Origin of the sequence: Nocardioides sp. (genome assembly GCF_050246775.1) — a bacterium.
Classification (GTDB): Bacteria; Actinomycetota; Actinomycetes; order Propionibacteriales; family Nocardioidaceae; genus Nocardioides.
The window spans coordinates 342106-367620 of sequence record NZ_JBFWVK010000004.1; the positions used below are offsets into that span (position 1 = coordinate 342106).

The 25515-nt window shown below is 66.3% G+C and carries 17 protein-coding genes; 10 read left to right on the forward strand and 7 right to left on the reverse strand.

Annotated elements, in window-relative coordinates; translation table 11 throughout:
• Positions 1 to 3: 3 nt before the first annotated feature.
• From AB7I40_RS18515 to AB7I40_RS18525, 3 genes are all read right to left on the reverse strand, one after another.
• Positions 4 to 2841: a TrlF family AAA-like ATPase gene (locus tag AB7I40_RS18515; protein ID WP_428344615.1), complete on the reverse strand. Its 2838-nt coding sequence runs from the start codon at positions 2839 to 2841 to the stop codon at positions 4 to 6.
• A 72-nt stretch (positions 2842 to 2913) separates the two neighbouring features.
• A complete protein-coding gene (locus AB7I40_RS18520) occupies positions 2914 to 6279 on the reverse strand; it encodes a DUF499 domain-containing protein (protein WP_428344616.1) in 3366 nt (1121 codons plus the stop codon).
• Between the two features lies 1 nt (position 6280).
• Positions 6281 to 9040 (reverse strand): DUF1156 domain-containing protein, encoded by a 2760-nt coding sequence (locus AB7I40_RS18525; protein ID WP_428344617.1) that lies wholly within the window; start codon positions 9038 to 9040, stop codon positions 6281 to 6283.
• 192 nt (positions 9041 to 9232) lie between these two features.
• Here AB7I40_RS18525 and AB7I40_RS18530 point away from each other — a divergent pair, with 192 nt between their 5' ends.
• Positions 9233 to 10471, forward strand: coding sequence for a hypothetical protein (locus AB7I40_RS18530; protein WP_428348119.1), 1239 nt, complete (start codon positions 9233 to 9235; stop codon positions 10469 to 10471).
• Here AB7I40_RS18530 and AB7I40_RS18535 read toward each other — a convergent pair.
• The 4 genes from AB7I40_RS18535 to mobF form a co-directional block, all read right to left on the reverse strand.
• Positions 10459 to 10821: a hypothetical protein gene (locus tag AB7I40_RS18535; protein ID WP_428344619.1), complete on the reverse strand. Its 363-nt coding sequence runs from the start codon at positions 10819 to 10821 to the stop codon at positions 10459 to 10461. The genes AB7I40_RS18530 and AB7I40_RS18535 overlap by 13 nt on opposite strands.
• The gene (locus tag AB7I40_RS18540) at positions 10821 to 14231 is read right to left on the reverse strand and encodes a helicase-related protein (RefSeq protein WP_428344620.1); all 3411 of its coding nucleotides are present in this window, start codon (positions 14229 to 14231) and stop codon (positions 10821 to 10823) included. The genes AB7I40_RS18535 and AB7I40_RS18540 overlap by 1 nt, the downstream gene beginning before the upstream one ends.
• A 131-nt stretch (positions 14232 to 14362) precedes the next feature.
• Positions 14363 to 14674 carry a hypothetical protein gene (locus tag AB7I40_RS18545; RefSeq protein WP_428344621.1) on the reverse strand — a complete coding sequence of 104 codons (312 nt, stop codon included), beginning with the start codon at positions 14672 to 14674 and terminating at the stop codon, positions 14363 to 14365.
• Between the two features lie 112 nt (positions 14675 to 14786).
• Positions 14787 to 18344 carry a MobF family relaxase gene (mobF, locus tag AB7I40_RS18550; RefSeq protein ID WP_428344622.1) on the reverse strand — a complete coding sequence of 1186 codons (3558 nt, stop codon included), beginning with the start codon at positions 18342 to 18344 and terminating at the stop codon, positions 14787 to 14789.
• 340 nt (positions 18345 to 18684) lie between these two features.
• On the opposite strand from mobF, the gene AB7I40_RS18555 reads away from it, so the two are divergent.
• The 9 genes from AB7I40_RS18555 to AB7I40_RS18595 form a co-directional block, all read left to right on the forward strand.
• The gene (locus AB7I40_RS18555; RefSeq protein WP_428344623.1) at positions 18685 to 19284 is read left to right on the forward strand and encodes a hypothetical protein; all 600 of its coding nucleotides are present in this window, start codon (positions 18685 to 18687) and stop codon (positions 19282 to 19284) included.
• Positions 19269 to 20228, forward strand: a complete 960-nt coding sequence (locus AB7I40_RS18560; protein ID WP_428344624.1) for a hypothetical protein — start codon at positions 19269 to 19271, stop codon at positions 20226 to 20228. The genes AB7I40_RS18555 and AB7I40_RS18560 overlap by 16 nt, the downstream gene beginning before the upstream one ends.
• Before the next feature lie 23 nt (positions 20229 to 20251).
• Positions 20252 to 20926 (forward strand): SAF domain-containing protein, encoded by a 675-nt coding sequence (locus AB7I40_RS18565; protein ID WP_428344625.1) that lies wholly within the window; start codon positions 20252 to 20254, stop codon positions 20924 to 20926.
• Positions 20926 to 21693 (forward strand): hypothetical protein, encoded by a 768-nt coding sequence (locus AB7I40_RS18570; protein ID WP_428344626.1) that lies wholly within the window; start codon positions 20926 to 20928, stop codon positions 21691 to 21693. The genes AB7I40_RS18565 and AB7I40_RS18570 overlap by 1 nt, the downstream gene beginning before the upstream one ends.
• On the forward strand, positions 21690 to 23162 hold the full coding sequence (locus AB7I40_RS18575; RefSeq protein ID WP_428344627.1) for a CpaF family protein: 1473 nt from the start codon (positions 21690 to 21692) through the stop codon (positions 23160 to 23162). The genes AB7I40_RS18570 and AB7I40_RS18575 overlap by 4 nt, the downstream gene beginning before the upstream one ends.
• A complete protein-coding gene (locus AB7I40_RS18580) occupies positions 23159 to 24013 on the forward strand; it encodes a type II secretion system F family protein (protein ID WP_428344628.1) in 855 nt (284 codons plus the stop codon). The genes AB7I40_RS18575 and AB7I40_RS18580 overlap by 4 nt, the downstream gene beginning before the upstream one ends.
• Positions 24010 to 24915, forward strand: coding sequence for a type II secretion system F family protein (locus AB7I40_RS18585; RefSeq protein ID WP_428344629.1), 906 nt, complete (start codon positions 24010 to 24012; stop codon positions 24913 to 24915). The genes AB7I40_RS18580 and AB7I40_RS18585 overlap by 4 nt, the downstream gene beginning before the upstream one ends.
• Positions 24916 to 24948: 33 nt before the next feature.
• Positions 24949 to 25137: a hypothetical protein gene (locus tag AB7I40_RS18590; protein ID WP_428344630.1), complete on the forward strand. Its 189-nt coding sequence runs from the start codon at positions 24949 to 24951 to the stop codon at positions 25135 to 25137.
• Positions 25138 to 25210: 73 nt separating this feature from the next.
• Positions 25211 to 25515: pilus assembly protein (locus AB7I40_RS18595; RefSeq protein ID WP_428348120.1), on the forward strand; the 305-nt coding region annotated here is incomplete at its 3' end.

Below are 25515 nucleotides of genomic sequence, written 5' to 3' on the forward strand. Positions count from 1 at the left end.
GGCTCAGCCAGCCGCGCGGATCTTGTACTTCTCCTGCCGCTTCTGGAACGCCTCCTCACCTCCGTCGAGGATCTCGCAAGCGTGCTCGCGGATCCCGAATCGTCCCAAGGTGGTCGGGCTCGCTGGGTTGAGCGGCTGGGAGTGCTCAAGCGAGCCAGTGAAGTACTCGAAGGTGCGCCCACCATCGTTCTTGCGGTCGACACCGTGCCTGTTGGCGACAATGACCAGCTCCGAGTCGGCACCGATCACGAGGTTTGCGTTGTGGCTCACCATGATGATCTGGCGCTCCTTCTTGCGCTTCATCAGGTAGGGCACGATCGTCTCGTAGATCGACCGGCTGTCGAGGTCGTCCTCAGGCTGGTCGATGAGGAGGGGCCAAGGCTCCTGGGACTCGTTGAGAATGAGCGTGAGTGCGAACAGAGCCTGCTTGCCCGGTGTCATCGAGGAACGGGAGAATCCGCCGATTCTGTCGGTGTCGAGCTCCGCTGAGAACCGAATCTCCTTGGAGATCGTCAGAACGTCGGCGGCGACCGCGCTTTGCTCGAAGCCCTTGTTCAGCTTCACTTTCTCCTCACGGAGAGCCTTCAAGAACTTCGCCGGGTCTGCTTGCGCGTCTTGGTAGGAGACCTCGTCACCCTTGTTCTTGACGTAATCACTCACACTTCGCTGGCTGAAGCCGTTGGAGGCGTGGGTGACCGCCTCAGCCGTCACGGCTGCCTCGATCCCGAACGTGAGGTCGGTGAGGACGCGCTCTTCAGCGTTGAAGTTCGCTTCGAGGGTCACCCACGCCGCGTCACGGTCCTTAATCCCCTTCTCGACCTTCCCTACGGCTGCCTTCTGGTCAGCAATCAGCTTGTCCCGCGACTTCTCCCGCCGGGCGATCTCGTCGAGGTTGGCGACCTGCTTCTTGTGGTCCGCGACGACGCTCGACAACTCCTCGTTGGCCTCGTGCTTCGCGATGAGTTCGGCGTTGTGGGTCTTGACCCACTGGATCTGCCCTTCGAGCACCGCCTTCTCGTCTTCGAGCACGCGAACGGACTCAACGAGCGCAGTTTCGATCTTCGCAACAAGGTCGTTGACCGCCTCACCCTTGAGAGTCTCCACTCGCGTCGCGGTCGCGTCGGGAACCTCCACCGAAGACGGTCGAACAGTCACGGTCGCCTGGACGGTCTGAGGGATGATCGCGGGAGCCGTCGCGCCATCAGAAAGCGTGACGTACGACGACAACTGGTCCAACTCAACGGAGATCTCCCTGAGCCGCGCCTGCTTGGCATCGAGGTCACCCGCGATCTCCTGGTACTTGGCGACCTCTTCGTCGGTCAGCTTCGCGGCCGTCTTGATGGCGTCAACTTCAAGTTGGAGCCGGTCTCGCTCAGCGATGATTGCCGTCTTGTCGCCGAGGTCCTGAATCTCCTTGGTCCGCTCGGCGATGCGTTCGTCGAGGCTGAACCATTCGTCGACCGAAGCCTTGATCTCGATGTTGGCAGCGTCGACCTTGCTCTTGGCGCTGTCGTAGGCGGTCTTGACCGTCGGGTACGTGCGGAAGAGTGCGGGGGCGATCTTCTTCGTGATCTCGTCGGGCTGCTCGCTGAGTGTGTATAGCGAGTTCTGTGGGATGTAGATGACCTTGCCGGAGGTGCTCCCACCGGACGCCCACTCAACCTCGCAGGCGACACCAGCAACGTCACTCCAAGTGAAGCCGGCTGCTGGCCCGGCGTCGCTCTCGTCGCGCAACCCTGCTGTCTCTGCCTGGATGCGGACCGTCTCGGCGGGGTCGACCGCATGGGCGATGAACGCAAGGAGCGCTGACTTGCCCGACGATCGACTGCCGATGATCGAGTTGAGATTCCGATTGAGGAGAACCTCAGGCGGGAAGTCCCTTGCCCCACTGAAGGTCACCTTGTTGATGACCTTGTAAGGCTCCTTCTGGTCGGGCTCCGCCGCCTGGATGGCAACCCTCTCGGCGGGTTCGATCAGCGTCTGAAGGAGTCCTGCATAGGTAGGGTCGGCCTTGATCCAGGTGATGTTTCGGTGCGCGTCGCCGTCGGCAACGTGCTTGCCCAAGCCTTTCCGCAGATCGTCGAAGTTGTGAGCGTCGCAGCCGTCATAGACCGGCTTCGGCGCGACCGGGTCATCGCCTTCAAGACGGGTGGTGTCGAGGAAGTACTCGCGAGAGCCGCCCGTGGCGTTTGCGTAGAACCCGTCAGAGTACTTGTCGATCTCGTCGCTGAGCAGATTCTTGCGCTGACGGCCACTCGTACCGCCCGCCCGGATGCCGTCACCTTTGGCGGAGGCCACAACCAGCAGGTGTTGCGAACGCTCGCTGCGATGAATTGCGTGCTCGCCGAACGTCTCCTTGATCGCGTGCTCGATGCTCTCGATGGAGACTGTCGCACTCTCGTAGTCCTGTTTCGAGGACAGGTCCTTGCAGGTCACTCTGTTGCGCGTCGTACCTGTTGTGCCTTCGGTCTTCAGATGGCCCATGAACTTATTAGCCTCGTCCTTGGTCAACGTCGGCCGGAAGATGAGGTGCAGATTGACGTTCTGCTCCTGCCTGTTCACGGAGACGGGAAGCCGCAACTCCAAGTTCGGGAGCCAGAGCTTCGGGTCGCCCGGGTACAACTCGTCGTACTTCGCCTTCGCGGCGAAGTAGCCGTCGAGCGAGAAATAGTCGGTCACGGCCACTGCGGCGACGTCTGAATCGTGGACGACCTGGCAGAACTGCTGCAGATCAGGTTCGCCCTCCTTCGAGGTGTAGGCATTGTTGAGCTTGGTGCCAGGTGCATGGACATGCAGATCCCACTTGCGCCACTCGGAACCGCGAGGGAACCGGTTCGCCATCACACCCGCCAATCTGACGAGGTAGAGCCAGGCGCGTTGTGTGTCGCGACGGGAGTATCGGGATACATGGACTCAGCTCTCCTCGAAGCCCGACTGGTCGAACTTGAGGGTCCTGGCGTTCTCCGAGACGGTGCGGACTTTGCCGTCACCGAAGCCCGTCTGGTTCGTGGCTTCGATCTCGATCCGGACGGTCAGCTCGGTGCCGTCGTCGGCGCGGAGGTTGGCGATGACCTCGTCGGCGATGTTCTTGAAGTCCATCGCGATCTTGTCGGAGTTGAGGGTCTTCACGCCGTAGAAGCGGGTCTTCGGCTTCGAGAAAACGATGTCGACCTTCGGGGCGTTCGGGTCGTGCTCCTTCGGGCCACCGTGCTGCACGACCAGTGCGGTGAGTTGCTCCTCAGCACTCGCCTTGGGAGCCGCCTCTTCCTCGATCTGCTTGGACGCGACCTCGGGCTTCACGAGCAGGAGCGTGTCGGTGGTGGCTGGCGGGAGTGACTTGCCATCGGTCGTCGGCGCCCAGAGCCCGATGTAGCGGCCGGTGGACTCGTCGTAGCCGGTGGCGAGCGCGAAGGCGTCGGTCTGCCAGATCATCGGCATGTCGACGATGCCCTCGTTGAGGACCTTGCGGTCCCGCAGCCGCGGCATGTACGGGTACTGCGAGTACAGACCCCACAGCGCACCGAGGGAGACGTGGCCGTCCTTCCAGATCTGCGGCACCTTGCTGATCGCCAGCCGGATGGTGGCGGCGGCCTGCCGGGTGGAGAGGTCGCCGTCGTTGCCGAGCCGACGCGAGACCCGCTCGGCGAGCGACTCGGACTGGCCCTCGACTTTGGTCTCGCGGATCAGGAACGGCGAACTCGGATCGGGCTGGGTCGGTACTAGCGCCCAGGTGAAGGTCTGCAACAGCCGGGCAGTGACCGTCTGGTCGGCCTGGTCGCGGCGCTGCGCGGCCTGGTTCTTCTGGTTTTGGGTGAGGTCGAGGTCGGCCTCGTTGTCCAGGACGTGCTTCCACCCGAGGTAGTCACGGGTCGCAGCGTTGAGCTCTTCGAGCCGGGCCTCGTCGGCAGCGAGGTAGACAACCGTGTTGCGGTGGGTGCGGTTGGCGCTACCTCGCTGCTCGGTGGCCTTCTGCGCGAACGCCTTGGCCGCAGACTCGGTCTTGCCCTTGTGCGCGACCTTCGGGTGAAGGATTACCAGTCGGGCCTCGTCGGTGTCGGGGATGTCGGCGTTGGACTCGGGGCAAACGTGGACACCGGCGAAGTCGCCGCGCGTGCGGCCCTGGCCTTGGAGTCGGCGGACGATCTCGGCCCACACGTCCTCCTTGTGGAGGCGCTCGGCCTGGTCCTTGGCGGTGCGGGTGATGTTGGGTTGGAGGTCGTACCAGTATTTGCCCGACCCGGAGTAGAAGTACGTCGCCCGGTCACCGAGCTGGGTCAGCGCGGCGTGGAAGTTGCCCGGGACGTCCCCGGGAACGGCGGTGCCGAGGAAGACCCGCTGGGTGCCGATGCCCTTGTGCGTCGAGCCCGGCGCGATCGTCGGCGCCGCGCCGAAGAACACTGTGCGGGCCAGGCGCTTGGTGAGCGCTCGCTGCCCGAAGAGCGGCTTCTCCTTGTCGATACGACCAGGCTCCGAGTTCGGACCGTCGACGTCGGCGTCGATGATCGTCTTCCACGAGTCCTGGAGGTACTGCGTCAGCTCGGCATTCACGTTCGCCGTGGCGAGGGGAATCGAGCCGGGCATGATCAGCGGCGAGGCATCCTCGCCGGTCCACAGCGCGTGGATGACCGTGCTCATCAGGCGCAGCACGCCACGGGTGCGCTGGAACCGCTCCAGCGAGGACCATTCCTCGTAGAGGGTGTCGAACATCTCCGGGTGGATCGGATAGGTCCGCTTGATCCGGTCCTCGTATGCCGCGTCGCGTGCCTCGCGGGGGAAGTCGTCGGTGTACTTGCGGTACATCTCCACGTAGGCGCGCGCGGTCGCACCGATGGACGCGAGTGCCGCGGCGTCGGCGTCCTTGAAGAGGCGCTGCTTGACGATGTGATACGCCTCGTCGGACGAGGCCGGACGCCACTGGTCGGCGACACGGCGCACGACGTTCTGGAGTCGCTTGAGCGCTTCGAGGCCGTTGGCTCCGCCGACTTCCTCAGCGTTGCCGGCGACGATCTTGTCGCCGCTGTCGCCCGACTCCGAGGCCGGGATCGAGATGGCGAGCAGGACGCCGGAGGTGCCCTTCGTTGCCTCGGTCAGTGACTGGGCGAAGGTGAACTGGTCATCGAAGGTGCCGCCCGCGAGGTCGTCACGGCCGACAAGCGAGCGGGCGTAGGCGACCCACTCGTCGATCAAGATCACAGCGGGTGCGTACTTGCTGAGGAGTTCGTGGAGCTTCTCGCCTGGGTGCGTGCGGTCAGCGTCGGACTGCGCGATCAGGTCGTACGCATCCTTCCCCCCGAGCTGCCACGCAAGCTCGCCCCAGATCGTGTTGACCTGGGTCCCGTCGTTCTTCACCACGCCCGACGGGCTGAAGTGGTTGCCGACGATGGCTACTCGGTTGACCTTGTCGCCCGTGTAGCCGCTGGCGAGCAGAAGCTCCTGGGTCGCCTGCGGGTACTCCCCCACCGGAAGACCAGCGGCGATGTGCCACAGGGACAGCATCGAGTGCGTCTTGCCGCCACCGAAGTTCGTCTGCAGGTTGATGACCGGCGAAGCGTTGTCATCGCCGGACAGCCGACGCACCGCGCGGCCGATGAGGTCGCTCAACCCTTCGGTGAGGTAGGTCCGCTTGAAGAACTCGACCGGGTCGGCATAGTCGGAGTCAGCCTCACCGCCGGTCGCGACCTTGTAGAGGTCGGCCGCGAACTCAGAGGCATGGAAGTTGCCCGTCGCGACGTCGTCATGGGGCTGGAGCACCTCGCGCCACGGCTTGAGTCCGCCGATGGCCTCGGGGTTGTCTACCGCAGCCTTCAAGACCTTCTTGTCGTCACGGTCAGCGGTGACACGGCGGAGGTTGAGCCGCACCTCCTTGACCAGGTCAGCCTCGCTGGGCTTGGCGAGGAGTCGCATGAGTCGCTCGGCGGTGTCGAGCGCACGGTAGGCGTCGTCGTCGGTGAAAGACCCGTTGTGAGCCCACGTGTTCCGCGCGGTCCGCAGTTCGGTCGCGAACGCCTCACCAGCCCGACCAAGCGTGTCCGAGAACGGATACCACCGCGGCTTCACATTGGTCGTAATCGACGTCTCAGTCAGGATGCGGAGCTGAACCTGCGGATCGAGCGGGTCGTAGACCTTGCCCGCATGACCGTCCTTCGCGGCGACGAGCTGCACCCACTTCGCGCCCACCGCAGGATCGACAGCGCCAATGACCTCGGAGATGTAGTCGTCGAGCGCCGGGGCGATGATCTCGAACATCTTCCCGACGCGGTCGCGGTTGCTCAAAGCCATGTCAGTCGTCCTCGTCGAAGTCGAACGCGCCCTGTGTCTGTGTGGGCTTCCTCGCGGAACGGGCGACCTCAAGAATCTCGGGCCAGCTCGTCACCAGATTGTTGAAGGAGAGCGCGTCCTTCGTCCATCCGTTGCCCTCCGCAATGCGGAAGAGAAGGTGCGCCAACTCCTTCACGAGGTCTGCGTCGACCGCACCGTCTGGGCGGCTCAACGCGGCGTGGAGGAAGTCGCCCGCAGGTGCGATGCCGTCTCGCTCCAGCACCTTGATCAGGTGGTGCAGCGCCTCCCAGTTGCTGGTGTGCAAGTCAGCGACAGGGTCATAGTCCCAGGCGAGGTCAGCAGGCTTCGTCAACTGAACACTGCCGGCACGGCTCACCAGGATGCCGTCGCGGTCCATGAGATCGACACTCGTGTTCCTCGCTCGCGCGAGGTTGTCAGCGTCGCCGAACTTGCCCACTCCGTAACCATGCTGGCGATACCAAGCGATGGCGAAACGAGAGGTTGAGTCGAAGTCACCCTCTTGTTCGTTCAGCACTTGGTCAAGGATCTCGTTAATTCTGCTAAGCGCTGCACGGACTGTCATCTTCTTGCCATCTGGCTCTAGGACGGCGCTGTACCTGCTAAAGACAGCCATTCCGGGCCCGATGGCCGCCTGCGGAAGGTCGACTGGGGCGATCTGACCCTGCTGAAGCTTGCGGAGGGCGTCAGGAAGCTCAGCTTCAAGCGCGGCGATGAAGCCTCGACGGTCGGTGGTTGCCCCTCCCTCCGGCCGGGGTCGGAGAGATAGAACGATCGACGAGGCGAGCGCATTCGTCCCGACACTGATCATCCTGCCGCTCCGCTCACTCCGAACGGGCCATGTCGAAGTGATCTCCCACCCCGCGCGGATCATTCCTTCCAGCAAGGTCTCCCAGCCGGTCGATGCCTCACCTCCTTCATCGGACTCACTCTGCTTGAAGGCGTAATAGACCGTGATCGGGACATCGGAGTTAGCGTGTTCGCGCCCGCGCGCAAAGACCTTCCTAAAGCCGTCCTCAAAGAACTTCTTCGCTCCCGTCTTGCCGTCATGGCGGTAGGGGCTAGCGAAAAGTTCCTCGGCCTTCGGCACGAGCAACGTGGCAAACAAGTCAGGATATATTCCTCGAAGCATGCGCCGGAGCCACACATAGAAGAAGTCCGATAGGTCGGCGTATCCAATGTTGTCGTAGTACGGCGGATCGGTACTTACAACGTCATTGACTGCGATCGCCACGGTGGCGTCGACTTGGCTTGATCGGCCGACGCCGGTCGCAGGCACGCGCTCAAGTGCGGCCGATACCGCCGCAATCATCTTGTTGAGGCTGCCCGAACTGTCGGCAAACGGGTTCCCCTCACCGAAATCCCACGACAGCGGTATCGCTTGACGGGCGAAAGTATTCCGAAGGATCTCCATCTGAGGGTTGTTCGCCCATGTCGTAATCGCCGACTGATAGTCGGTCAGACGACTGACGATCAGTGCGAGGTAGGTGGCGATCGCGTCCGCGTACAGTTGGTCTCCACTGTCAGCGGCGACGCGCTCGCGTGCTTCACCAACAAGATCGCTAATTGTCGTGAGCATCGTGAGCTGACGGTTTGTGAACAGATCAGCGAACTTCGTAAATCCGTAGAGCGGGGTCCACAGGGCCCGGGGGTCGTTACCGATCAACTGCTCTGGTACATCGTCAGGGCGCGGAACATCAGCCGTAGCCGTATCAGTGTCGGTCGGCGCCAGGTAGATCCGCTGGCGCGAACCCTCGGCGGCGATCGCGGTCAGCGCACTCCCCATCCGACCAGCAACGCCTTCAGCCTTGATGTAGTCCTTGCTGATTGCCGTATCGCACGAGACACAGATCGCACCTTGGCGGCCGGGCATCGTGCCGTCCACTGCGGGCCCGGCGGAACCATGACCGATCTCATACCGCACTCGTTTGCCCGAAGGATGCTTCGGATCCCCGACTACCGTCGGGATGACAAAGGCCTCTTTGCCCTTCTTCTTCCCTAGCCACCACTTGCTGGACAGCGGAGTCTCGATACCGCAAGCAGGGTTGGGGCAGGCGACCGTACGCGCCCAAATCCAGGCAATCACCTTTGCTTTGGTGCCGTCTTGAAGTTGTGCATCCGGGTAGAGATGGCCGATGCGCCGCTCCGCCTCGTCACGCATCCACTTCCCGTAGGCCCGGACATCAGCGGCCAGCCCTTCGGCGCCTCTCCAGACGCGAATCTCAGAGTCCGCCAAACCCGGATACACAGGCTTGTTGCCGCCGAACCGAGGGGGCAACTCGATGAGAGCCTTGTTGATCAGCACTGCCACGGGGTTCAAGTCAGAAGAATGCGATTCCAACCCCAAGCGCTGCGCCTCAAGTGGGATTGCCCCTCCACCTGCGAACGGATCGAGGACCGCAGGGAGGACACCCCCTGTGGACTTCACGATCTCGTGGCGCGCCTCGGCAAGCAGCGCTTCATCACGGATGTTCTCCCACACCACCAAGCGCGCGATGAGATCGTGCAGCCGTTCTCGCTCAGCACGCTGCGCCTCCTCCGTCGGAAACAGGTCGGGATGGCTGCTTGGGTCGTCTACGAGCTGGGCGAAGAGGACAGCGCGAGCGGTCGCCAAGGGCTTTCGGGACCACCAAAGGTGCAGCGTTGAGGGGTGTCCTTGCCGGATGGACTTCTCCCGACCTGACTCGGCGTTGATCGCCTCCAGCGGCAGTGCCACCTCGATCAGCTTGCGCTTCTGAACCACATCGACCCCTCTGCCCGTCCCTGGGCAAGACCAAGCGGCGCCGGAGCGCCGCGACTTGCATGGTCCAAACCTATCGGTGACGTACGACAGAATCGGCAGGAACCGGACACGTGCCACCCCCCGCTGGTCTCACCCAATGGGACAATGCACGGTATGTCCGCCGCTGCCCATCGCCTGCACGTCGTCGTGCTCATGGCGGAGGAACTGGAGGAGCAGCTCGCCCGTGGACGTGAGGCCATCAGTTTCGCCGTAGACCGTGGAGTTGACAGCCCCGGACTGGGTCGTGTCGCGGTCGTCGTCACCCAAACCTTCGGGGGCGAGTTCGTCATCTCGCACCTCGGGCTCATCAAGTCTGGAAGCGCGCGAACCAACCTCGACGCGACCTGGGTCCTCAGCGCGGTACGAGAACTCGGAACCCCGATCCGGCTAACCGAACTCACGGCCGAGCTCGGACGCGCGGCCGAGGCCGTGCAGCAGGTCGTCTCACAACGGCGCGGAGGCTCACTGCCGCCCGCAGCGTCGAATGCTCTCCGGTCCGCCATCCAGTCACGGAGCGGCGCGGGCGAGTGGCCGTCGGATGACGGACGGCCCGAGTGGATGCTGCCACGCCTCGACGGTGAGCTGCGTCAAGACCACACCAACGCAGTCGGGACCGCGTTGATGTTCAGCGACATGGATCTCGCACCACTGCGTACAGCACCGCTGCCGGACGAGAGCCCGCTGGCCGAGCTACGGCTCGCCCCATCAGAGGCGAGCCTCATCGACAACGACCTGAGGAACTTTCCAGGGATGGATGCCCAGCCGCAGCGCGAGGACATCGTTCGGTTCACGGATGGACAGCACACCCTCGACGTCATGAACGTAAACGCCACCGGCATCGAGTCCGCGACCGGCGTCGACCTCATCTACTACAGCCACGACTACGACTCCTTCGTGCTGGTGCAGTACAAGCGAATGGAAGCTGACGGACGCCTCCGCATCGCTGGCATCGACGCCCGGCTTCCGGACCAGTTGAAGCGCATGGTTTCATTCGACGTCTTCGGAGGGGCGTTAGCCAACGGGGCGGACCCAATCGCGTACAGACTCGGACGCGGTTCCACCTTCACCAAATTCGCCTACCCAGTCGTCGCGCCACTTCGAGAGGCCGATCTCACGCGCGGCCTCTACGTGCCCTCCGATCTCCTGAAGCGGCTCCACGACGACGGCCAGCTCAAGGGGCCTCGTGGCGGCGAGGCAGTTACCCACGACAACCTCCGCCGCTGGCTCAGCAATGATCAGTTCGCAGAACTGGTCAAGAAGGGTTGGGTGGGCAGCAGCGGCATCTCCGCCCAGGATGTCCGCGACTTCGTGACTGCCAACCTTCAGGATGGCCGCATCGCAGTGATCGCGGCACACTCGACGAGGCGCATCGACCTCGATCAGGACATCTGAGCCTTCAAGGGGCACGTGCAGCCAAGTCCGTCGCGATAGCAACCGAACTCATGGATCGCGATGCCGCTCCGTCGTGCAGCCTCGACCGTCGCGATGCCCTCGTCGGAGTTCATGCCGACCGGACTGTCGATGAGTGGGCCTCTAGGCTCAACACTCGCCAGGTAGCTAAGCAGCGACAATGCGTAGCCCTTGCGCTGATACTCCGGTGGGGTGTCCACCTGGACAAGCTCACGCCGAAATGGGTCGCTGCACTCCTTGAAACTGGCCCGAGTCACCTCGACACCGTCGATCCAGCCGTGGACCCATGAGCCCTTCTCGCTCGTCACAAGCTCAAAGTCAGGAACGGTCATCAGAACGGCTGCTTCCCCTTGACCCACTGCTTCGCCCAGTCGCCACGGATGCCGGTGGCGTCGAAGTCGCCGAGGTCGGTGGTGGCGAAGGGGTCGTCGAGGTAGCGGACCTCGTCGTACTGCGCTCCGCGGGGATCGACCTTGACGAGCGCCAGGCGGTAGCGCGGGACGGCGTTCTTGCCGGTCATCACCTCGTTGTGGGTGACGAAGAAGTCGGTCGCGCCTTCAATGCGGGCTTTGACCTCGATCCGGTAGGTGTCGCCGGCCGCGTCTGTGGAGAGGATGTCGAAGCCCTTGTTGTTGAACGCCTGCTCGACGGGCTTGCGGCCCAGTTCGCGTTCGCGCGCCATGACCAGGTCGACGCCTCGGCGCTCAACCTCCTTGGTCTCCTTGGCGTGCATGGGCGCGTTGGCGGGCAGGTCGCCTTCGATCATCCCGATCGGGAGCACGAGTGCGGCGGTCACGATGCGGGGTGGCTTGGTCGACATGAGGCTCTGCTGATCGAGAAGCTCCAGGCGCTTGCGGAGGCGGACGTCGAGTTCGACGGCCTTGCGGTTCAGGCTCTCTGAGGATTCCTTGGGCTTGTCGCCGGCCTGCTCCTTCTCACTGGCGATGGCTGCGTCGAGCAGGAGGCGGTCTCGTTCGCCTTCCAGTCGCTTGGTGACCAGATCGCGGGCCTTGCTCAGCTCTGAGAGGCGGCGGGGCTTGACCTCGGCGAGGTACTCGGGCAGCTGGTTGGCGATGATCCAGCTCGTGGCCTTGTCCTCCGCATCGGCCAGCCACGGCAGTTTCCGAGCGGCCTCGGTGATCGCGTTCTCCGGGGCGGCGACGCAGTCCAGGTAGGGCGCGGGACCGGCGGGGCTGACGGTGCCGTAGGAGTCGACGTAGGCGTAGCCGAAGCGGCGGGCGACGGATTCGCCGCTGGCGTCGGCGACCTCCTCGATCACCCCGACGAGCAACTGGGGCTCGTCGAGCGTCGATGAGACGAGGACGGTGCCCCTGTTGAGCGCTCCGCCGTACTGACGGACGGCCTCATCCATGACCGCGTCGTGGAGCGGGTGTCCCGGCGCGAGGAGGTCGGCGCGGGACAGTTCCTCCGCGTGCACCTTGCCCAGCTCGAAGGTCACCCGGTCGTACTTGGTGGCGATCGGCCCCTTGCCCGCTGCCCGGACCTGTTGGGGGACGTTGGCGATCTCGTAGCGGCCCTGCTCGCGCTTGACGATGCGGCCGCCGAGCTTGGTGAACGCGGCCTTGAACGCCAACTCGATGTAGTGCGGCTGGAGCCTGCGGGCGCGGGCCTCGTCCATCGCTGCCCGGAGTGCGTGGAGGTCGGCCTCGGCCAGGTGCTCGGAGGCCAGAGCGCGCTCATCGAGCAGGTCCTTGAGGCCGTCGCCGACCGATGCGTCGATGACCTCGTGCATCTTGGCTCGCACGTCGTGGCGCTCGCCGTACTGAATTGCCTCCAGAAGGAGGTTGCGCAGAGGCGTCTCGGTGAACGCTTCACCGAGGACGTCGAAGACCTTGCCGCCGTAGGTCTGGCGCATCTGCTCCAGCTTCTCCAGCAGTCGGGTGAAGACCTCACCCTCGCGGGTGTTGGCCGCGACGAGGTTCCACAGTCGGCAGACCTCCTCCTGGCCGATGCGGTGGATGCGGCCGAATCGCTGCTCGATGCGGTTGGGGTTCCACGGCAGGTCGTAGTTGACCATCAGGTGCGCGGCCTGGAGGTTCAGGCCCTCACCGGCGGCGTCCGTGGCCAGCAGGATCTGGACGTCGCGGTTCTTGGTGAACTCCTCGGTGATCAACCGGCGCTCACCACGACGTACGCCGCCGTGGATGGCCTTGACCGCATCGGGGCGTCCGAGCAGGGAGCCGATCTTCCCCTGGAGGTAGTCGAGCGTGTCGCGGTGCTCGGTGAAGATGATGAACTTGCGCGGCCAGCCGTTGCCGTCGGTGGTAAGGGCGTTGTCCTGGAGGATAGTCGAGAGTTCGGTCCACTTCCGGTCGGTGCCGGCCTCGCGGACCTTCTTCGCGGTCTCGATGAGCGCGGCCAGCTCGATGAGTTCGGCGTTGAGCTCCTCGACGGTCTGTGCGGCAGTGGCCGCGTCCATGACGTCCTCTTCGAGCTGTTCCAGTTCCTCGGCGTTGTACTCGTCCTCATCGAACTCGGACAGGTCGACGGTGGGCTCGGTCTCGCGGTAGGTGCCGTTGAGGATCTCGGTCTTCTTGCGTTCCAGACGCTCAGAGCGTCGGACGAGACTCTTGTAGATCGCCTCCGGCGAGGACGCGAGCCTCCGCTGGAGGACGGTGAGGGCGAAGCCAACGGTGTTCTTGCGCTTGCCGCCGAGCTTCTCGGCGCGGTTCATCCCCTCGCGGACGTAATGGGTGACGTCCTCGTAGAGGTCTTGCTCCAACGCGGTCAGCTCATACGGGACGGTCTCGGCGATGCGCTCGGGGAAGAGCTTCTTGCCCTCGAAGGTCAGGAGGTCTTCCTTGACCATGCGGCGCATGATCCCGCTGACGTCCACGCTCTTCTTCTGCTTGCCCTCGAAGCGGTCGCGGTCGAGCAGGGTGAGGAAGAGCTGGAAGTCCTCCTCCTTGCCCGAGTGTGGGGTCGCGGTCATCAGCAGCAGGTGACGCGTGACCTGGCCGAGCAGCTCACCGAGCAGGAACCGCTTGGTCTTCTCCAGCTTGCCGCCGAAGTAGTGCGCGCCCATGCGGTGCGCCTCATCGACGATGATCAGATCCCACTCAGTCTCTTTGAGCTGGGCCTGAAGGTGCTCGTTGCGAGAGAGCTGATCCATCCGCGCGATCAACAATGGGTTGGTCTCGAAGACGTTGAGGTTGATGTTGGCGTCGATCAACTGGTTGGTCAGCAGGTCGAACCGCAGCCCGAACTTGAAGAACAACTCGTCCTGCCACTGCTCCACCAGTCCACCGGGGGCGACGATGAGGCACTGCTTCACGTCGTCGCGCAGCAGCAACTCCTTGATGTAGAGGCCGGCCATGATCGTTTTGCCCGCGCCGGGGTCATCGGCCAGCAGGAACCGGAGCGGGGTCCTTGGGAGGAGTTCGCCGTAGACAGCGCGGATCTGATGCGGGAGCGGCTGAACGTCGCTCGTGGCAACCGCAAGCATTGGATCGAACAGGCCGGCCAGGGTGATGCGCTGGGCCTCGGCCACCAGCTTGAAGGCGGATGCCTCGGCGTCGAAGGCGCGACTTCCGGTTTGCGCAACGGAGAGGGTGCCCTCGTCCTTGCGGTACACGACCTGCTGCCCGAGCGCACCCTTGGTGTTCTTGTAGGTCAGCTCCAGCGCGTCGGTGCCGTGCCACTGGGTGGCGATGACCGTGATGACCTCGGCGGGGATGAGCCCGTCCACCCTCAACCCGGGCTTGAGTTCCTCCAACTGCACTCTTATGACCTCCTGATCGGCAGTCGGCCAACGTTACGGGAGCGGTCCGACAAATCGGGCAAGTGCCCTCGCCCACGCTCCAATCTTGGCAGGCGACAGGCCCTCACGAGGGGAAGTCTGGCGAGGATCGGTCAAGTGGCAGCAGGCCGTCGAAGGCTGCCGAGCCAGCGGAACGGCGTCAGAACGCCGGCCACGGTGAACTTGATCGCGTTCCACGCGAACAACATCACCAGCACGTTGAGGTAGCCGGGGCCGCCGCGCTCGATGATCGCCATGCAGACGCTCATGGCGGACAGGTAGGACAGGGTCGCGACGAGCGCGACGGGTATCGCCCACTTGAGGCCACGCGGCGACCGGAGCCACCAGACGGCACGGTTGGTGGGCATGTAGAAGGCGCAGTAGCCGTGGATGGCTGCGGCGAGGCGAATGCAGGCGGTGAGCATGATGATCTCCTTCGGGTCGGCTCACGCCACCTCTACGCCCACGTTCCGACACTCCGCTGGCCACCATCTGCGCGTTGGGGATAACCGTGCGCCAAGTCGGTCTGTGAATCGCTCACCCGAGAGAGGGACGCTGCGCGGCTAGACCTCGCGGTCCTCGATCGCGGTCCTTCGCGGCGATGTCGGCTGCCCGGCGGGCCGCCTTCCGGGATCTTGCCTCGTCGATGCGTTGGCGGTCGCTGCCGCCGGGTGGGCCAACCGGGGTGTCGCTGTCGATTCGCCAGAGGTCGCGGTAAGCGGCCACGACTCGGACCTGCTGCATCCACAGCTCGCGCTCGTGCACGTCGTCGGGTGTAGGGCCAAGCTTGCGGAGCCACGTCGACTCCCGATCGACGGCTGCCTCGGCGAGGGCGGTCGCTCGGGACTCCAGCAGCTCGGCCCGCTCCTCCAGTGCCCTGCGCATGTCATCTCGCATCGGTCCGTCGGCGACCGGGACGAGGCCGCCGATGAGGTTCGGAGCATGCCGCGCTCTCCCCCACCGTCCGGAGGCCACGTGCCGCAATCGACTGATGAGGACGGCGCCGATGTCTTCGGCGTCGCCCAGGTCGCGCTGACCGACGATCTTGGGCAGCAGCACGGAGATGTCGTGTCCACTCGACTCGGCGCGCCGGAGTTCGGCGGCGAGCGGGCCGAAGGAGTCGGAGGCGACAACCTCGTCGATCTGCTCCTCTGCCAGCCCGGCCGAGGTGAGTTCGGTGATCCAGCGGTCGCGCTGGGCAACAGCGGCGATGGTGAGGTACTCGGCAACGATCTGGTCGAACGCCGACCAGCGCCCCTGCTCCTCCACAACCGCCTGGTGGGCGGACAGTTCCACACCGGAGTGCTGGAGGACGCCGTACAGGACCGTCTTGGCGGTGACCTCCTCCGGGATCGGTGCGGCGTGGGAGTCGTCGGGGTTGTCGAGGGCGACGTACGCGATGTTGAACTGGCGGCCTCTCGTCATGGAGACGTAGAGGTTCTCGCGAGTGGTCGAGCCGGTGACGACGACGTGGGCGGTGTCAACGGTGATGCCCTGGGCGCGGTGGGCGGTGATGGCGTAGCCGAGGTCGACGTGCTCGGCGACGTAATCCGCTGGGAGCACGACGGTGGCGCCGAGCCTCATGCCGAGGCGCTCAGCCTCGACGGAGCCGTCGGCGTTGACTCCCCTGACGCGCCAGCGGTCGCCGTTCTTGACCCAGCCGCCTCGCAGCGCACGGATGCCGCGGTGGTTGCGCCTCGTGATGATGAGGTCGCCGACCGACGCCCGAGTGCTGTCGTGGAGCCCCACCTCGCGGCTGGGTTCGGTTTCACCGTCGACGACTCGCTCGGCGCGGGCGCGTTCGTTAAGGGCGACCATCGCTTCGGTCGACTCGGTGACGAGGACGCTGCTACGGCCGCTTCGGAGGTCGGCGCGCCAGGCGAGGTAGGCGGCGTCGACCATGGCGGCGTGGGTGCCGTCCTTGATGCGGTCGTTGCGGAAGTAGGTGCTGATGACTTTCGCGTTCCCGAGGCGGAGGTCGACGGAGGCGAGTTTCTCCCAGTCGTTCTCGAAGCGGTGGACCTCGGCCAGCTCGGGGGTGTCGTCGCGGGCTTCGGCGAGCAGCGGGAAGGCTCCGCCAGCGTCGACGGACTGAAGCTGTGCCCAGTCCCCGACCAGTAAGACCTTGGCTCCGGCGTCGGCCGCGAGGCCGGCGAGGCGGTCCAGGGTGAGCGTGCCGGCGAGGGTGGCTTCGTCGATGATGACGAGTTGGCCCTTGCGGAACTCGGCTCGTCCGAGGTCGTGCTCGGTGAGCCACTTGGCGGTGTTATCGCAGGCGATGCCGAGGTCCTGGGCAAGTACATCGGCCGCCGCAGCGGACGGGGCGAGGCCGACGACGCTGTCCTTTCCGTGGACGCTCGTCCAGGCCTTGTGGAGACCGCTCATGGTGGTGGTCTTGCCGGAGCCGGCTGGGCCGATGAGGAGGTCGACCTGTCGCCCGGACGCCGCGATCGCGGTCAGGGTGGCGACCTGTTCGTCGCTGAGTCGGTGGCCGTCGTACTCGTGCTCCGCGGCAGCCTCGATCACTTCCAGTTCGACCACGGGCGAGCTGCGGTCCTCGCCACGGGCGAGTAGCCGGTCCTCGGCGGCGAGGATCTGCTCCGACGTGAAAACGACCGAGTGCTTCGGGCGGAAGCGGCTGGTGCCGTCGCTACGTCGGAAGACGCCTGGGCTGTAGGCGAGCTCTGGTGGCGTGAGTGCGATCGAGAGGCGCTTGGCCTCCTCGACGATCGTCCCGACCGCAGTCTCGCGCTCGTTCGCGTTGGCGAATCGCCACTCCATCGTCTGGCGGGATGCCTCGGCCCAGAGGTTCCAGTGCTTCCACGTCGAGCGCTTCTGGCTGACGGCCCCGATGGTGGCTTGAGCGGCTTCGGTGACCTGGGCGGGCGTGACGTCGTCGGCGCGCAGGAGACCACGGACGAGTTGCAGGGAGTCGCCGCGGGCACCACGCGCGAGTAGTCGGCGGGCCCATGTCGTCGCGTCGCTGCCGAGGATTCGGCTCGCTCGGGTGCGCCAATTCGTGGTGAGGTCGGCGAGCGAGTGGACTTGCTTCTCAGGTCGGGTCCGCAGGGTGGCGGTGGCGCGCATCTTGATCACTGTGGCGGCGTCGGGGTCTCGTCCGTGGTCGTGGAGGTAGTCCTCGATCATGCGGGCGGTCTCGATCTCGATGGCGCGGGCGCGGTTGGAGAACTCCCCAACCAGCTCGTCGCTGACGCCGACGATCTCGAAGGCCGGGTTGCGCTTCTCGCCGCGGTTGCGCATCTCCCACTCCAGCCCGAACGAGCGGCGCAGGATGTCGGCGAGAACGGCGTTGTAGTGCTCCGACAGAGCGACGACCGAGGCGAACATGGGTCGGCTGTCAAGGGAGCGCCAGCGGCCATCCAACTGGGTGCGAACCTTGTTGGAGACGACGACGTGAGTGTGCAGTTGCGGGTCTTCGGCGCGGGAGTCCCAGTGGTCGTAGGCGGTGGCCGCGACGCCGTACACCTCGTGGTGTGCCGAGGCGCCGTCTCGGGCGTTGGCGCCGGCGCGGGTGACGCCGACCTCGCGCTCCAGCAGTGCGATCACCTCGCGCACCGCCTGGTGGTGGGCGTCGACGATCAGGGCCTGGGTTCCCGCGTCGGCGACTCCCCACAGGACCGAGACGGACTTCGGGACGCTGAAGGTGTAGTCGAAGCCGGCGGTCGCGGTGTGCGCGCCCTTCGCCAGCTCCTCGCCCTCGATCTCGTCGACGAGCTGAGCCCGCTCCTCGTCGCTCAGGTGCGGGTTGAGGCTGGCGGCTCGTTCGTCGACGCGTTCCTGGTGAGTGGTGAACTTCTGGAACGCCGACCCGAGCTGCTCGCCGGTGACCGGGTCGCGGCCCTGCCCGATGAGGAGCACGAGCTGCGGCTCCAAGACGGTGGCGCCTTCCTCGATGGCTCCGCCGCCGAGTTGGCGTACGCCCGAGCCCATCCAGACGCCGGGCGGCGTACCTGCTTCAACGTAGTAGCGCGTGAGCGGCGTGGAAAGGCTGCGGTTGCCGTCGCCGGAGACGACGCTGCGGAGCAGGTATTCGTAGCCCCGGCCTGCCGACATCTTGCGCATGGACACGGTCACGCCTGCGCACCTCCTCGGCGTGAAGGTGCTCAAGTCGTTCCACAACCCCGAGAACCGGCCGGTTTGTCCACAGGCCGGGCTACGGAACCCACCTCACGGTGCCAGATGTGTGAAGGCTCAAAGGGGTACTCGCCCGCGGTGGTGGGAAGCGGCGAGCACCTGCGGATCGAGGCGGTCCTCTCGGCCGCAGGAGACGAAGGAGGTACGTAGGTGTGAATGGCAGCAACGTTGGGAGTCCAAGTTGTGCCGTAGGATGCGGAACACGGCGACCTCGCCGGTCCGTCGGCAAGGCGTCGTCCGCGCTCACCACCACCCCCGTGGCGGGCAAGGAGACTCGGATATGACGTACGCACGAGGAGCAACGCTTGTAGCGACCGCGGCACTGCTGCTGGCCGGGATGACGGCGTGTGCCGATGACGGCGGTGAACCGTCGGCGAGCCCGAGTGCTTCCCCGAGTTCGCCGGCCCCGTCCACCAGCACCACCACGCCGCCTTCCGAGAGTGAGACCGCCTCCGAGGCGGCGTCGGCGCTTCTGCGGACGTACTTCGCCACGATCGACCTCGTGCGTCAGGACTCCAAGCAGCCGGCACGCAAGCTCGACGCGGTGGCCTCCAGTTCCGAGCTCGTAGCCCAGAAGAACCTGCTGAAGATCCAGCGACAGGGAGGCCTTCACCAGGTGGGCGACACCACGATCGTCGAGTTGACGGTGGAGTCAGTCAGCCTCGACCAACCGGTCACCGCCATCGTCGACGTCTGCTGGGACGTGAGTGGGGTCGACATCCTCGATGCCAGTGGCAACTCGGTTGTGACTCCGGAGCGCAAGAACGTGGGTTGGACGCGGTTCACCGTCACGAACCAGCAGTGGGATGCAGCACCGACCGATGGCTGGCGGGTGTCCGGCGGCCGGGATCTGGAGAAAGAGCCGTGCGCCGGCTCCTGACCCTGGCGGTCACGATTGCAGCCCTCGCAAGCGGGCTGGTCGCCTTCATGGCGTCTCCGGCGTACGCCGACACCGTGTGTTCCAGAACCGACCCGGCTACCGGGCTCTGTCTGATCTGGGTCGAGGTGCCCGGCACGCCCGGCGAACCCGGAGACCCCGGCGACGACGGGCCGAAGGACACCGGCAGCGGCCAGGCTTGCTACTGGGACGGCACCTCGCAGGGGATCACCGATCCTCCGCCGGGCCCGGTCCCGTGCACGAGCGAGTACGGCTACTGGTCGAACAGCTACCACTGCTACATCCAGCTGCTCGATCCACAGCCGGCAGCCGACGATCCTGCGTGGCAGGGCCACGAACCGGGCGACGGAGCCGTCTACCAGTGCTACCAGCCGCAGTCAGAGCTGCTTATCCACATCTGGTCGGCCGATCCTCCACCGAACTCCGGGTCAGGTCCGACGCCGAGGGAGGTGGCGCAGTTGGCGGTCGAGGACATGGAGCTCACGGCGATCAACATCGGCATCGCTCCGCGCGCCGAGGACGGCAGCATCGGCCTGGTCGGGATGCCGGTCTGGATGTGGGCGGCCGATCCCGACTCGCACACCTGGGGTCCGAACACCGCCTCGGCCTCCGCGGGCGGGATCACCGTCACGGCGACTGCTCGGGTCCACCAGATCACCTGGGACATGGGTGACGGCACCACCGTCACCTGCACGAGCGCCGGCACGCCGTACAAGGCGGCGTTCGGCAACGCCAAGTCTCCGGACTGCGGCCACGTCTACACGACGTCCAGCGCCTCCGAGCCCGAGGACCGGTTCACCGTCACCGCGACGTCGGACTGGGTCATCGAGTGGGAGGGCGCCGGGCAGACCGGGACCATCCGCCTCAACGGACTCGTCCGGGAGGCCCAGATCGCAGTAGGGGAAGCGCAGGTGCTCGTGCAATAGCGGCGCTTGAGGAAGGCAACCAGATGAGCAAGACAGCCACCCGAGACGACAGGAAGCTCGACCAGGAGTCGAGTCCCGCCGCGAGTCCGCTCGTGCCGCCGCCGAAGCTCCGGCGGCGACCCGCCCTGCTCGCTGCCGCGCTCGTCGCGATCTGCCTTGGCGGCCTCCTCGCCGCCTGGGCGTGGATGGCGACCACAAACACGCAAGAGGTCCTCGTGGCGCGGCAGACGATCGAGCGCGGCTCGGTCATCGAGGCGGACGATCTCGCCCGGGTGCGAGTGAGCGCGGACCCTGCGCTCAGGCCTGTGGCGGGGAGCCAGCTCGACGCGGTAGTCGGGCAGCGGGCGGCGTACGACGTCGCGGCCGGCGCGATGCTCACGCCGGACTCGTTCACCTCGACCGTCGTGCCGAGCGGCGCCGACTCGATCGTCGGTGTCGCCCTGACACCGGCGCAGGCGCCCGGGATGGACCTCACCACGGGCGACCGCGTGCGCGTCGTGGTCACGCCTGCTCAGGGCGAGGCGATGCCCACGGGCGTGCCTCAGTTCTCCGAGGCGACCGTGGCCGGCGTACACACCTCCCCCGAGACCGGGCAGTTGATCGTCGATCTGCTGGTGCCGCATGCGGACGCCGCTGTACTCGCTGCGCGTGCTGCCACCGGCAACATCTCCCTCGTTCTCGACTCCCGGGAGCGCTGATGGCTGTCGTCGCATTCACCTCCGCCTCCGGCTCGCCCGGGGTCACCACCACAGCGCTCGGGCTGGCGCTGACGTGGCCGCGCCCGGTCCTGCTCGTCGAGGCCGACCCCACGGGCGGATCCGGGCTTCTGGCCGGCTACTTCCGAGGCACGCGGGAGTACGTCGGCGGGCTGATCGAGCTGGCACTGACGTCGAGCAGCATCCACGACGGGCTCGCCGAGGTGTCCCAGCGCATCGAGGGCAGCGAGGTGTCCTACGTTGCGGGCACACGATCGCATACCCAGGCGCCCGCGCTCCGAGATCTCTGGCAGCCGTTGTACGAGGAGCTCGCGGACCTGGAGTCGACCGGGCAGGACGTGATCGTCGACGCCGGGAGGCTGGGACTGGTCGGCTCCCCCGAGCCTCTGCTCGCCAACGCCGACCTCACCCTCATCGTGACCCGCACGACCCTGCCGGCCATCTCGGCGGTCCGCTCGTGGGCGGACTCCATCCAACGGGGCACGTTCGACTGGCAGCAGTCCGGAGTGCTTGTCGTCGGCGAGGGCGAGCCGTACAGCGCCAGGGAGGTATCTCAGGCGCTCAACTCGCCCGTGGTCGCCACGCTCCCCGACGACCCGGAGTCTGCCGCGGTGTTCTCGCGCGGGGCACACCTACCGAAGCGGTTCGAGACCGGGCCACTCGCCCGTGGGCTCCAGGCCGCGATCGCGGCGATCCACTCGACCGTCTCGCGGCGCCGCAGCGACCTGCTGGAAGGAGCTCGCCCGTGACCAGCGAGAGCGTGAACGACGGGAGCGACCTGACGGCCCTGCCACTGTTCGCCCAGCCTCTGCCGACCGCGACACCACGGGCGAGTTCGCCGCCGCGGTTGGTGAGTCCGCTCCAGGCAGTCGGTGACTCGCCCGTGGTCGGGGTCGACTGGTCTCTGGTCGCCGCCCTGCGGGCGCAGGCGTCCGAGCAGCTGAGCCAGGCGATCGCAGCGGACAGGACCCGGCTCGACAAGGCAGCCCAGGAGGAGCTCGGGCGCTCGATCGTGCTCGACCTGATCGAGGCGACGATGGCCGACCGGGTGAACACCGGCGACGCTGCGTGGTCGCTCCCCCAGCAGAACGCACTCGCCCGTGCCGCCTTCGACTCGCTCTTCCGGCTCGGTCGGCTCCAACCTCTGGTCGACAACGACGACGTCGAGAACATCATCATCGCCGGCTACGACCATGTGATGCTCGAACTCATCGACGGCTCGCTCGTGGACGGTCCGCCGGTTGCAGACTCCGACGAAGAGTTGATCGACTTCCTGGTCTTCCTCGCGTCCCGGTCAGAGGTGAACGCGCGTGGCTTCTCCGAGGCACAGCCGCGGCTGCACCTGCGACTCGACGGCGGCTCCCGGCTCGCTGCTGCCGCCTGGGTGACACCTCGCCCGTCGGTCGTGATCCGGAGGCACCGGCTGATGCACGTCACCCTCGACGACCTGGTCGACCGGCAGATGCTCTCGCCCGTGGCGGCGTCGTTCCTGCGGGCCGCGGTCCGGGCACGCAAGAGCATCGTGGTGGCCGGCGCCCAGGGCGCCGGCAAGACCACCCTAGTACGCGCGTTGTGTGCCGAGATCGATCCGATGGAGGCGATCGGCACCTTCGAGACCGAATACGAGCTCCACCTCCACGAACTGAACCGGCACAAGATCGTCCACCCCTGGGAGGCCCGCCCCGGGTCCGGCGAGCGCGGCCCGGATGGACGGATGGCCGGCGAGTTCACCCTCGACGACGCCCTCGTCGACTCCTTCCGCTTCAACCTCTCCCGCCAAATCGTCGGCGAGGTCCGCGGCAAGGAGATCTGGGCGATGATCAAGGCGATGGAGTCCGGCACCGGGTCCATCTCCACCACCCACGCCTCGGACGCCATCGCTGCTGTCCGCAAGCTCGTGACGTGCGCGATGGAGGCCGGCCCGCACGTCACTCACGAGCTGGCCACCAGCAAGCTCGCGGCGACCATCGACCTGATCGTCCAGCTCGACCTGCGCACCACGACCAGCAACGGCGTCTCACACCGCCACCGCCGCGTCGCCGAGATCATCGCCCTCGACCCGGGCGAGCGCGAGACTGGCTACGCGACGACCCACGTCTTCGCTCCCGACCTCGACGGCAACGCCGTCCCGACGGTGCTGCCCGACGAGTATCGCGTGCTCACGGCGTACGGCTTCGACCTGCCGGGCTACGTGATGCAGCAGGAGGTGCGGTCGTGATCGCGCTCGTCCCGGCGCTCGCTGGCGCTCTCATGGTGGCAGGGATCATCGGCGTCATCGTGGGTCTGCGCCCGGCTGCCGTGCGAGAGAAGCGTCCCGTGAATCGGAAGGTACGCCGGCTCGCCAAGTTCGACCGGACCTCCCGGCTGCTCCTGCTCGGCGGACTCGGCCTCGGCGTGATCGCTTGGCTGGTCACCGGGTGGGCGCTCGCGATCGTCATCGTCCCGGTCGCCGCGGTGGGGCTGCCGATGCTGCTGTCCTCGGGATCTGCAGCCTCGCGCATCCAGCGACTCGAAGCGATGGAGGAATGGACCCGCTCACTCGCAGGCGTCCTGACGGTCGGCGTCGGGCTGGAGCAAGCGCTGGTCGCCACGCTGCGCTCCACCCCTGCTCCGATCGCACCAGAGGTCACCCGGCTGGTCGCGCGGCTGCGTGCCCGTTGGGTCACCGAGGACGCACTGCGAGCCTTCGCCGACGAACTCGACGACTCCACCGGGGACCTGATCGCTGCCAACCTGATCCTCGGCTCCCGGCGTCGCGGCGCCGGGCTGTCTAGCGTGCTCGAAGGGCTCGCCGAGTCGGTCGCGGCCGACGTACGTGCTCGGCGCCAGGTCGAAGCCGACCGAGCCAAGCCGCGCGCCACGGCGCGCTGGGTCACTCTGATCAGCGCCGGCGTGCTCGTGTTCCTGTCCCTGTCGGGCACGTACGTCGCGCCGTACAGGAGCCCGCTTGGCCAGGTCATCCTCGTCGCGCTGCTGACGGCGTACGTCGCGACGCTCATCTGGATGAAGCGGATGGCGATCGGGCGCGACCTGCCCCGCTTTCTCGACGCCCGAGGCGGTGCCGCATGACCACCGGACTCCAACTCGCGCTTGCGGCTGGATCGCTGCTGGCACTCGGCGTCGTGCTCCTCGTGGCGCGGCTGATGCCCGCAGAGCCGGACCTGGCCGAGGCGCTGAGTCGGCTGACACCCGCCCGTGGGCGAGCCAACGCGTCCGTCAACGCCTCAGCCTCGACGGGCAAGGAGCGCCTCGGCGTGTGGGCGATGAAGGCGCTCCCTCCCGCGGTCTGGGCGAAGACGCCGACCCGCGAGCTGGCGATCCTGCGTATCCCGTTGGCGCGGTTCTACGGCGACAAGCTGAACTTCGCACTGCTCGGTCTGGTGATCCCGCCGCTGCTGGCGTGGTTCTTCGGCATCCTCGGACTGGGGTTCCCCGTCGCGATCCCCGCGGTGGCGTCCCTCGGGCTGGCGGCCGTGATGTTCTTCCTGCCGAACTACAACGCCATCGACGACGCCCGTAAGGCGCGCCTCGAGTTCAGCCGTGCGCTCGGGGCGTACATCGACCTCGTCGCCCTGGAACGCCACAACGGCGCCGGCGTACGACAGGCGATGGAACTGGCAGCCGAGGTCGGCGACTCGTGGGTCTTCACCCGGCTCTCCGAAGAGCTGACCCGGTCTCGCTGGTCCGGGCTCCCGCCGTGGGACGCGCTGCACACCTTGGCCGATGAGCTGGGCCTACCCGAACTCGACGACTTCGCCGACATCATGCGGCTCTCTGGCGAGGAAGGCGCCTCCGTCTACACGACCCTGCGCGCCCGATCCGCCGCGATGCGTACGGCGATGCTCAACGACGAGATCACCGAGGCCAACGCCGTCGGCGAACGCATGACCATCCCCGGCTCACTGCTCGGCGTCATCTTCATGGCGCTGCTCGTCGCGCCGTCCTTGCTGCGGATGTTCGGCAACACCTGATCACGTGAGAGGAACCCTGGAAGGACACCAACAATGGACAGACTCATCGGAGCGCTCCTGGCGCTCACCTACGGACTGGAATCGCGGCTGCACCGCCAAGATGAGCGGGGCTCGGTGACCACCGAGCACGTGCTCTGGGCAGTCGCGGTCATCGCCATCGTCGGAATCGTGGTCGCCGCGGTGAAGGTGTATGTCGAGACCCAGGCCGGCAAGATCAAGTAGCCGCCGGCAGCGGGACGACCGGGGCTCGGCAACGATCGAGCTCCTCATCCTCCTGCCCGCACTCTTCGCCGTGATGTTTGTCGGGATGCAGGCGGCGCTCTTCTACCACGCCCGAACGGTCGCGATCGCGGCCGCGCAGGAGGGTGCCCGTGCCGCCGGTGGCGAGCAGGGCAGCGAGGCAGCCGGCCTCCAGGCAGCCAACGCATTCGTCGAGGACGCCGGCGGCGACGACGTACTGACCGGAGCCACCGCCTCGGCCGACCGCACCGCGACCACGGCGACGGTCGTCGTCCGAGGGCACTCGCTGAGCGTGATCCCGGGCTGGTCGCCCGTGGTCCGGCAGGAGGCGACCGTGCCCGTGGAAAGGCTGACGACACC

Bases quoted from the DNA above. Each gene is read 5' to 3' on its own strand.
- AB7I40_RS18515 (WP_428344615.1), bottom strand. From the start codon at position 2,841: ATGGCGAACCGGTTCCCTCGCGGTTCCGAGTGGCGCAAGTGGGATCTG.
- AB7I40_RS18555 (WP_428344623.1), top strand. From the start codon at position 18,685: ATGACGTACGCACGAGGAGCAACGCTTGTAGCGACCGCGGCACTGCTG.
- AB7I40_RS18530 (WP_428348119.1), top strand. From the start codon at position 9,233: ATGGCGGAGGAACTGGAGGAGCAGCTCGCCCGTGGACGTGAGGCCATC.
- AB7I40_RS18570 (WP_428344626.1), top strand. From the start codon at position 20,926: ATGGCTGTCGTCGCATTCACCTCCGCCTCCGGCTCGCCCGGGGTCACC.
- AB7I40_RS18545 (WP_428344621.1), bottom strand. From the start codon at position 14,674: ATGCTCACCGCCTGCATTCGCCTCGCCGCAGCCATCCACGGCTACTGC.
- AB7I40_RS18585 (WP_428344629.1), top strand. From the start codon at position 24,010: ATGACCACCGGACTCCAACTCGCGCTTGCGGCTGGATCGCTGCTGGCA.
- AB7I40_RS18565 (WP_428344625.1), top strand. From the start codon at position 20,252: ATGAGCAAGACAGCCACCCGAGACGACAGGAAGCTCGACCAGGAGTCG.
- AB7I40_RS18520 (WP_428344616.1), bottom strand. From the start codon at position 6,279: ATGGCTTTGAGCAACCGCGACCGCGTCGGGAAGATGTTCGAGATCATC.
- AB7I40_RS18590 (WP_428344630.1), top strand. From the start codon at position 24,949: ATGGACAGACTCATCGGAGCGCTCCTGGCGCTCACCTACGGACTGGAA.
- AB7I40_RS18535 (WP_428344619.1), bottom strand. From the start codon at position 10,821: ATGACCGTTCCTGACTTTGAGCTTGTGACGAGCGAGAAGGGCTCATGG.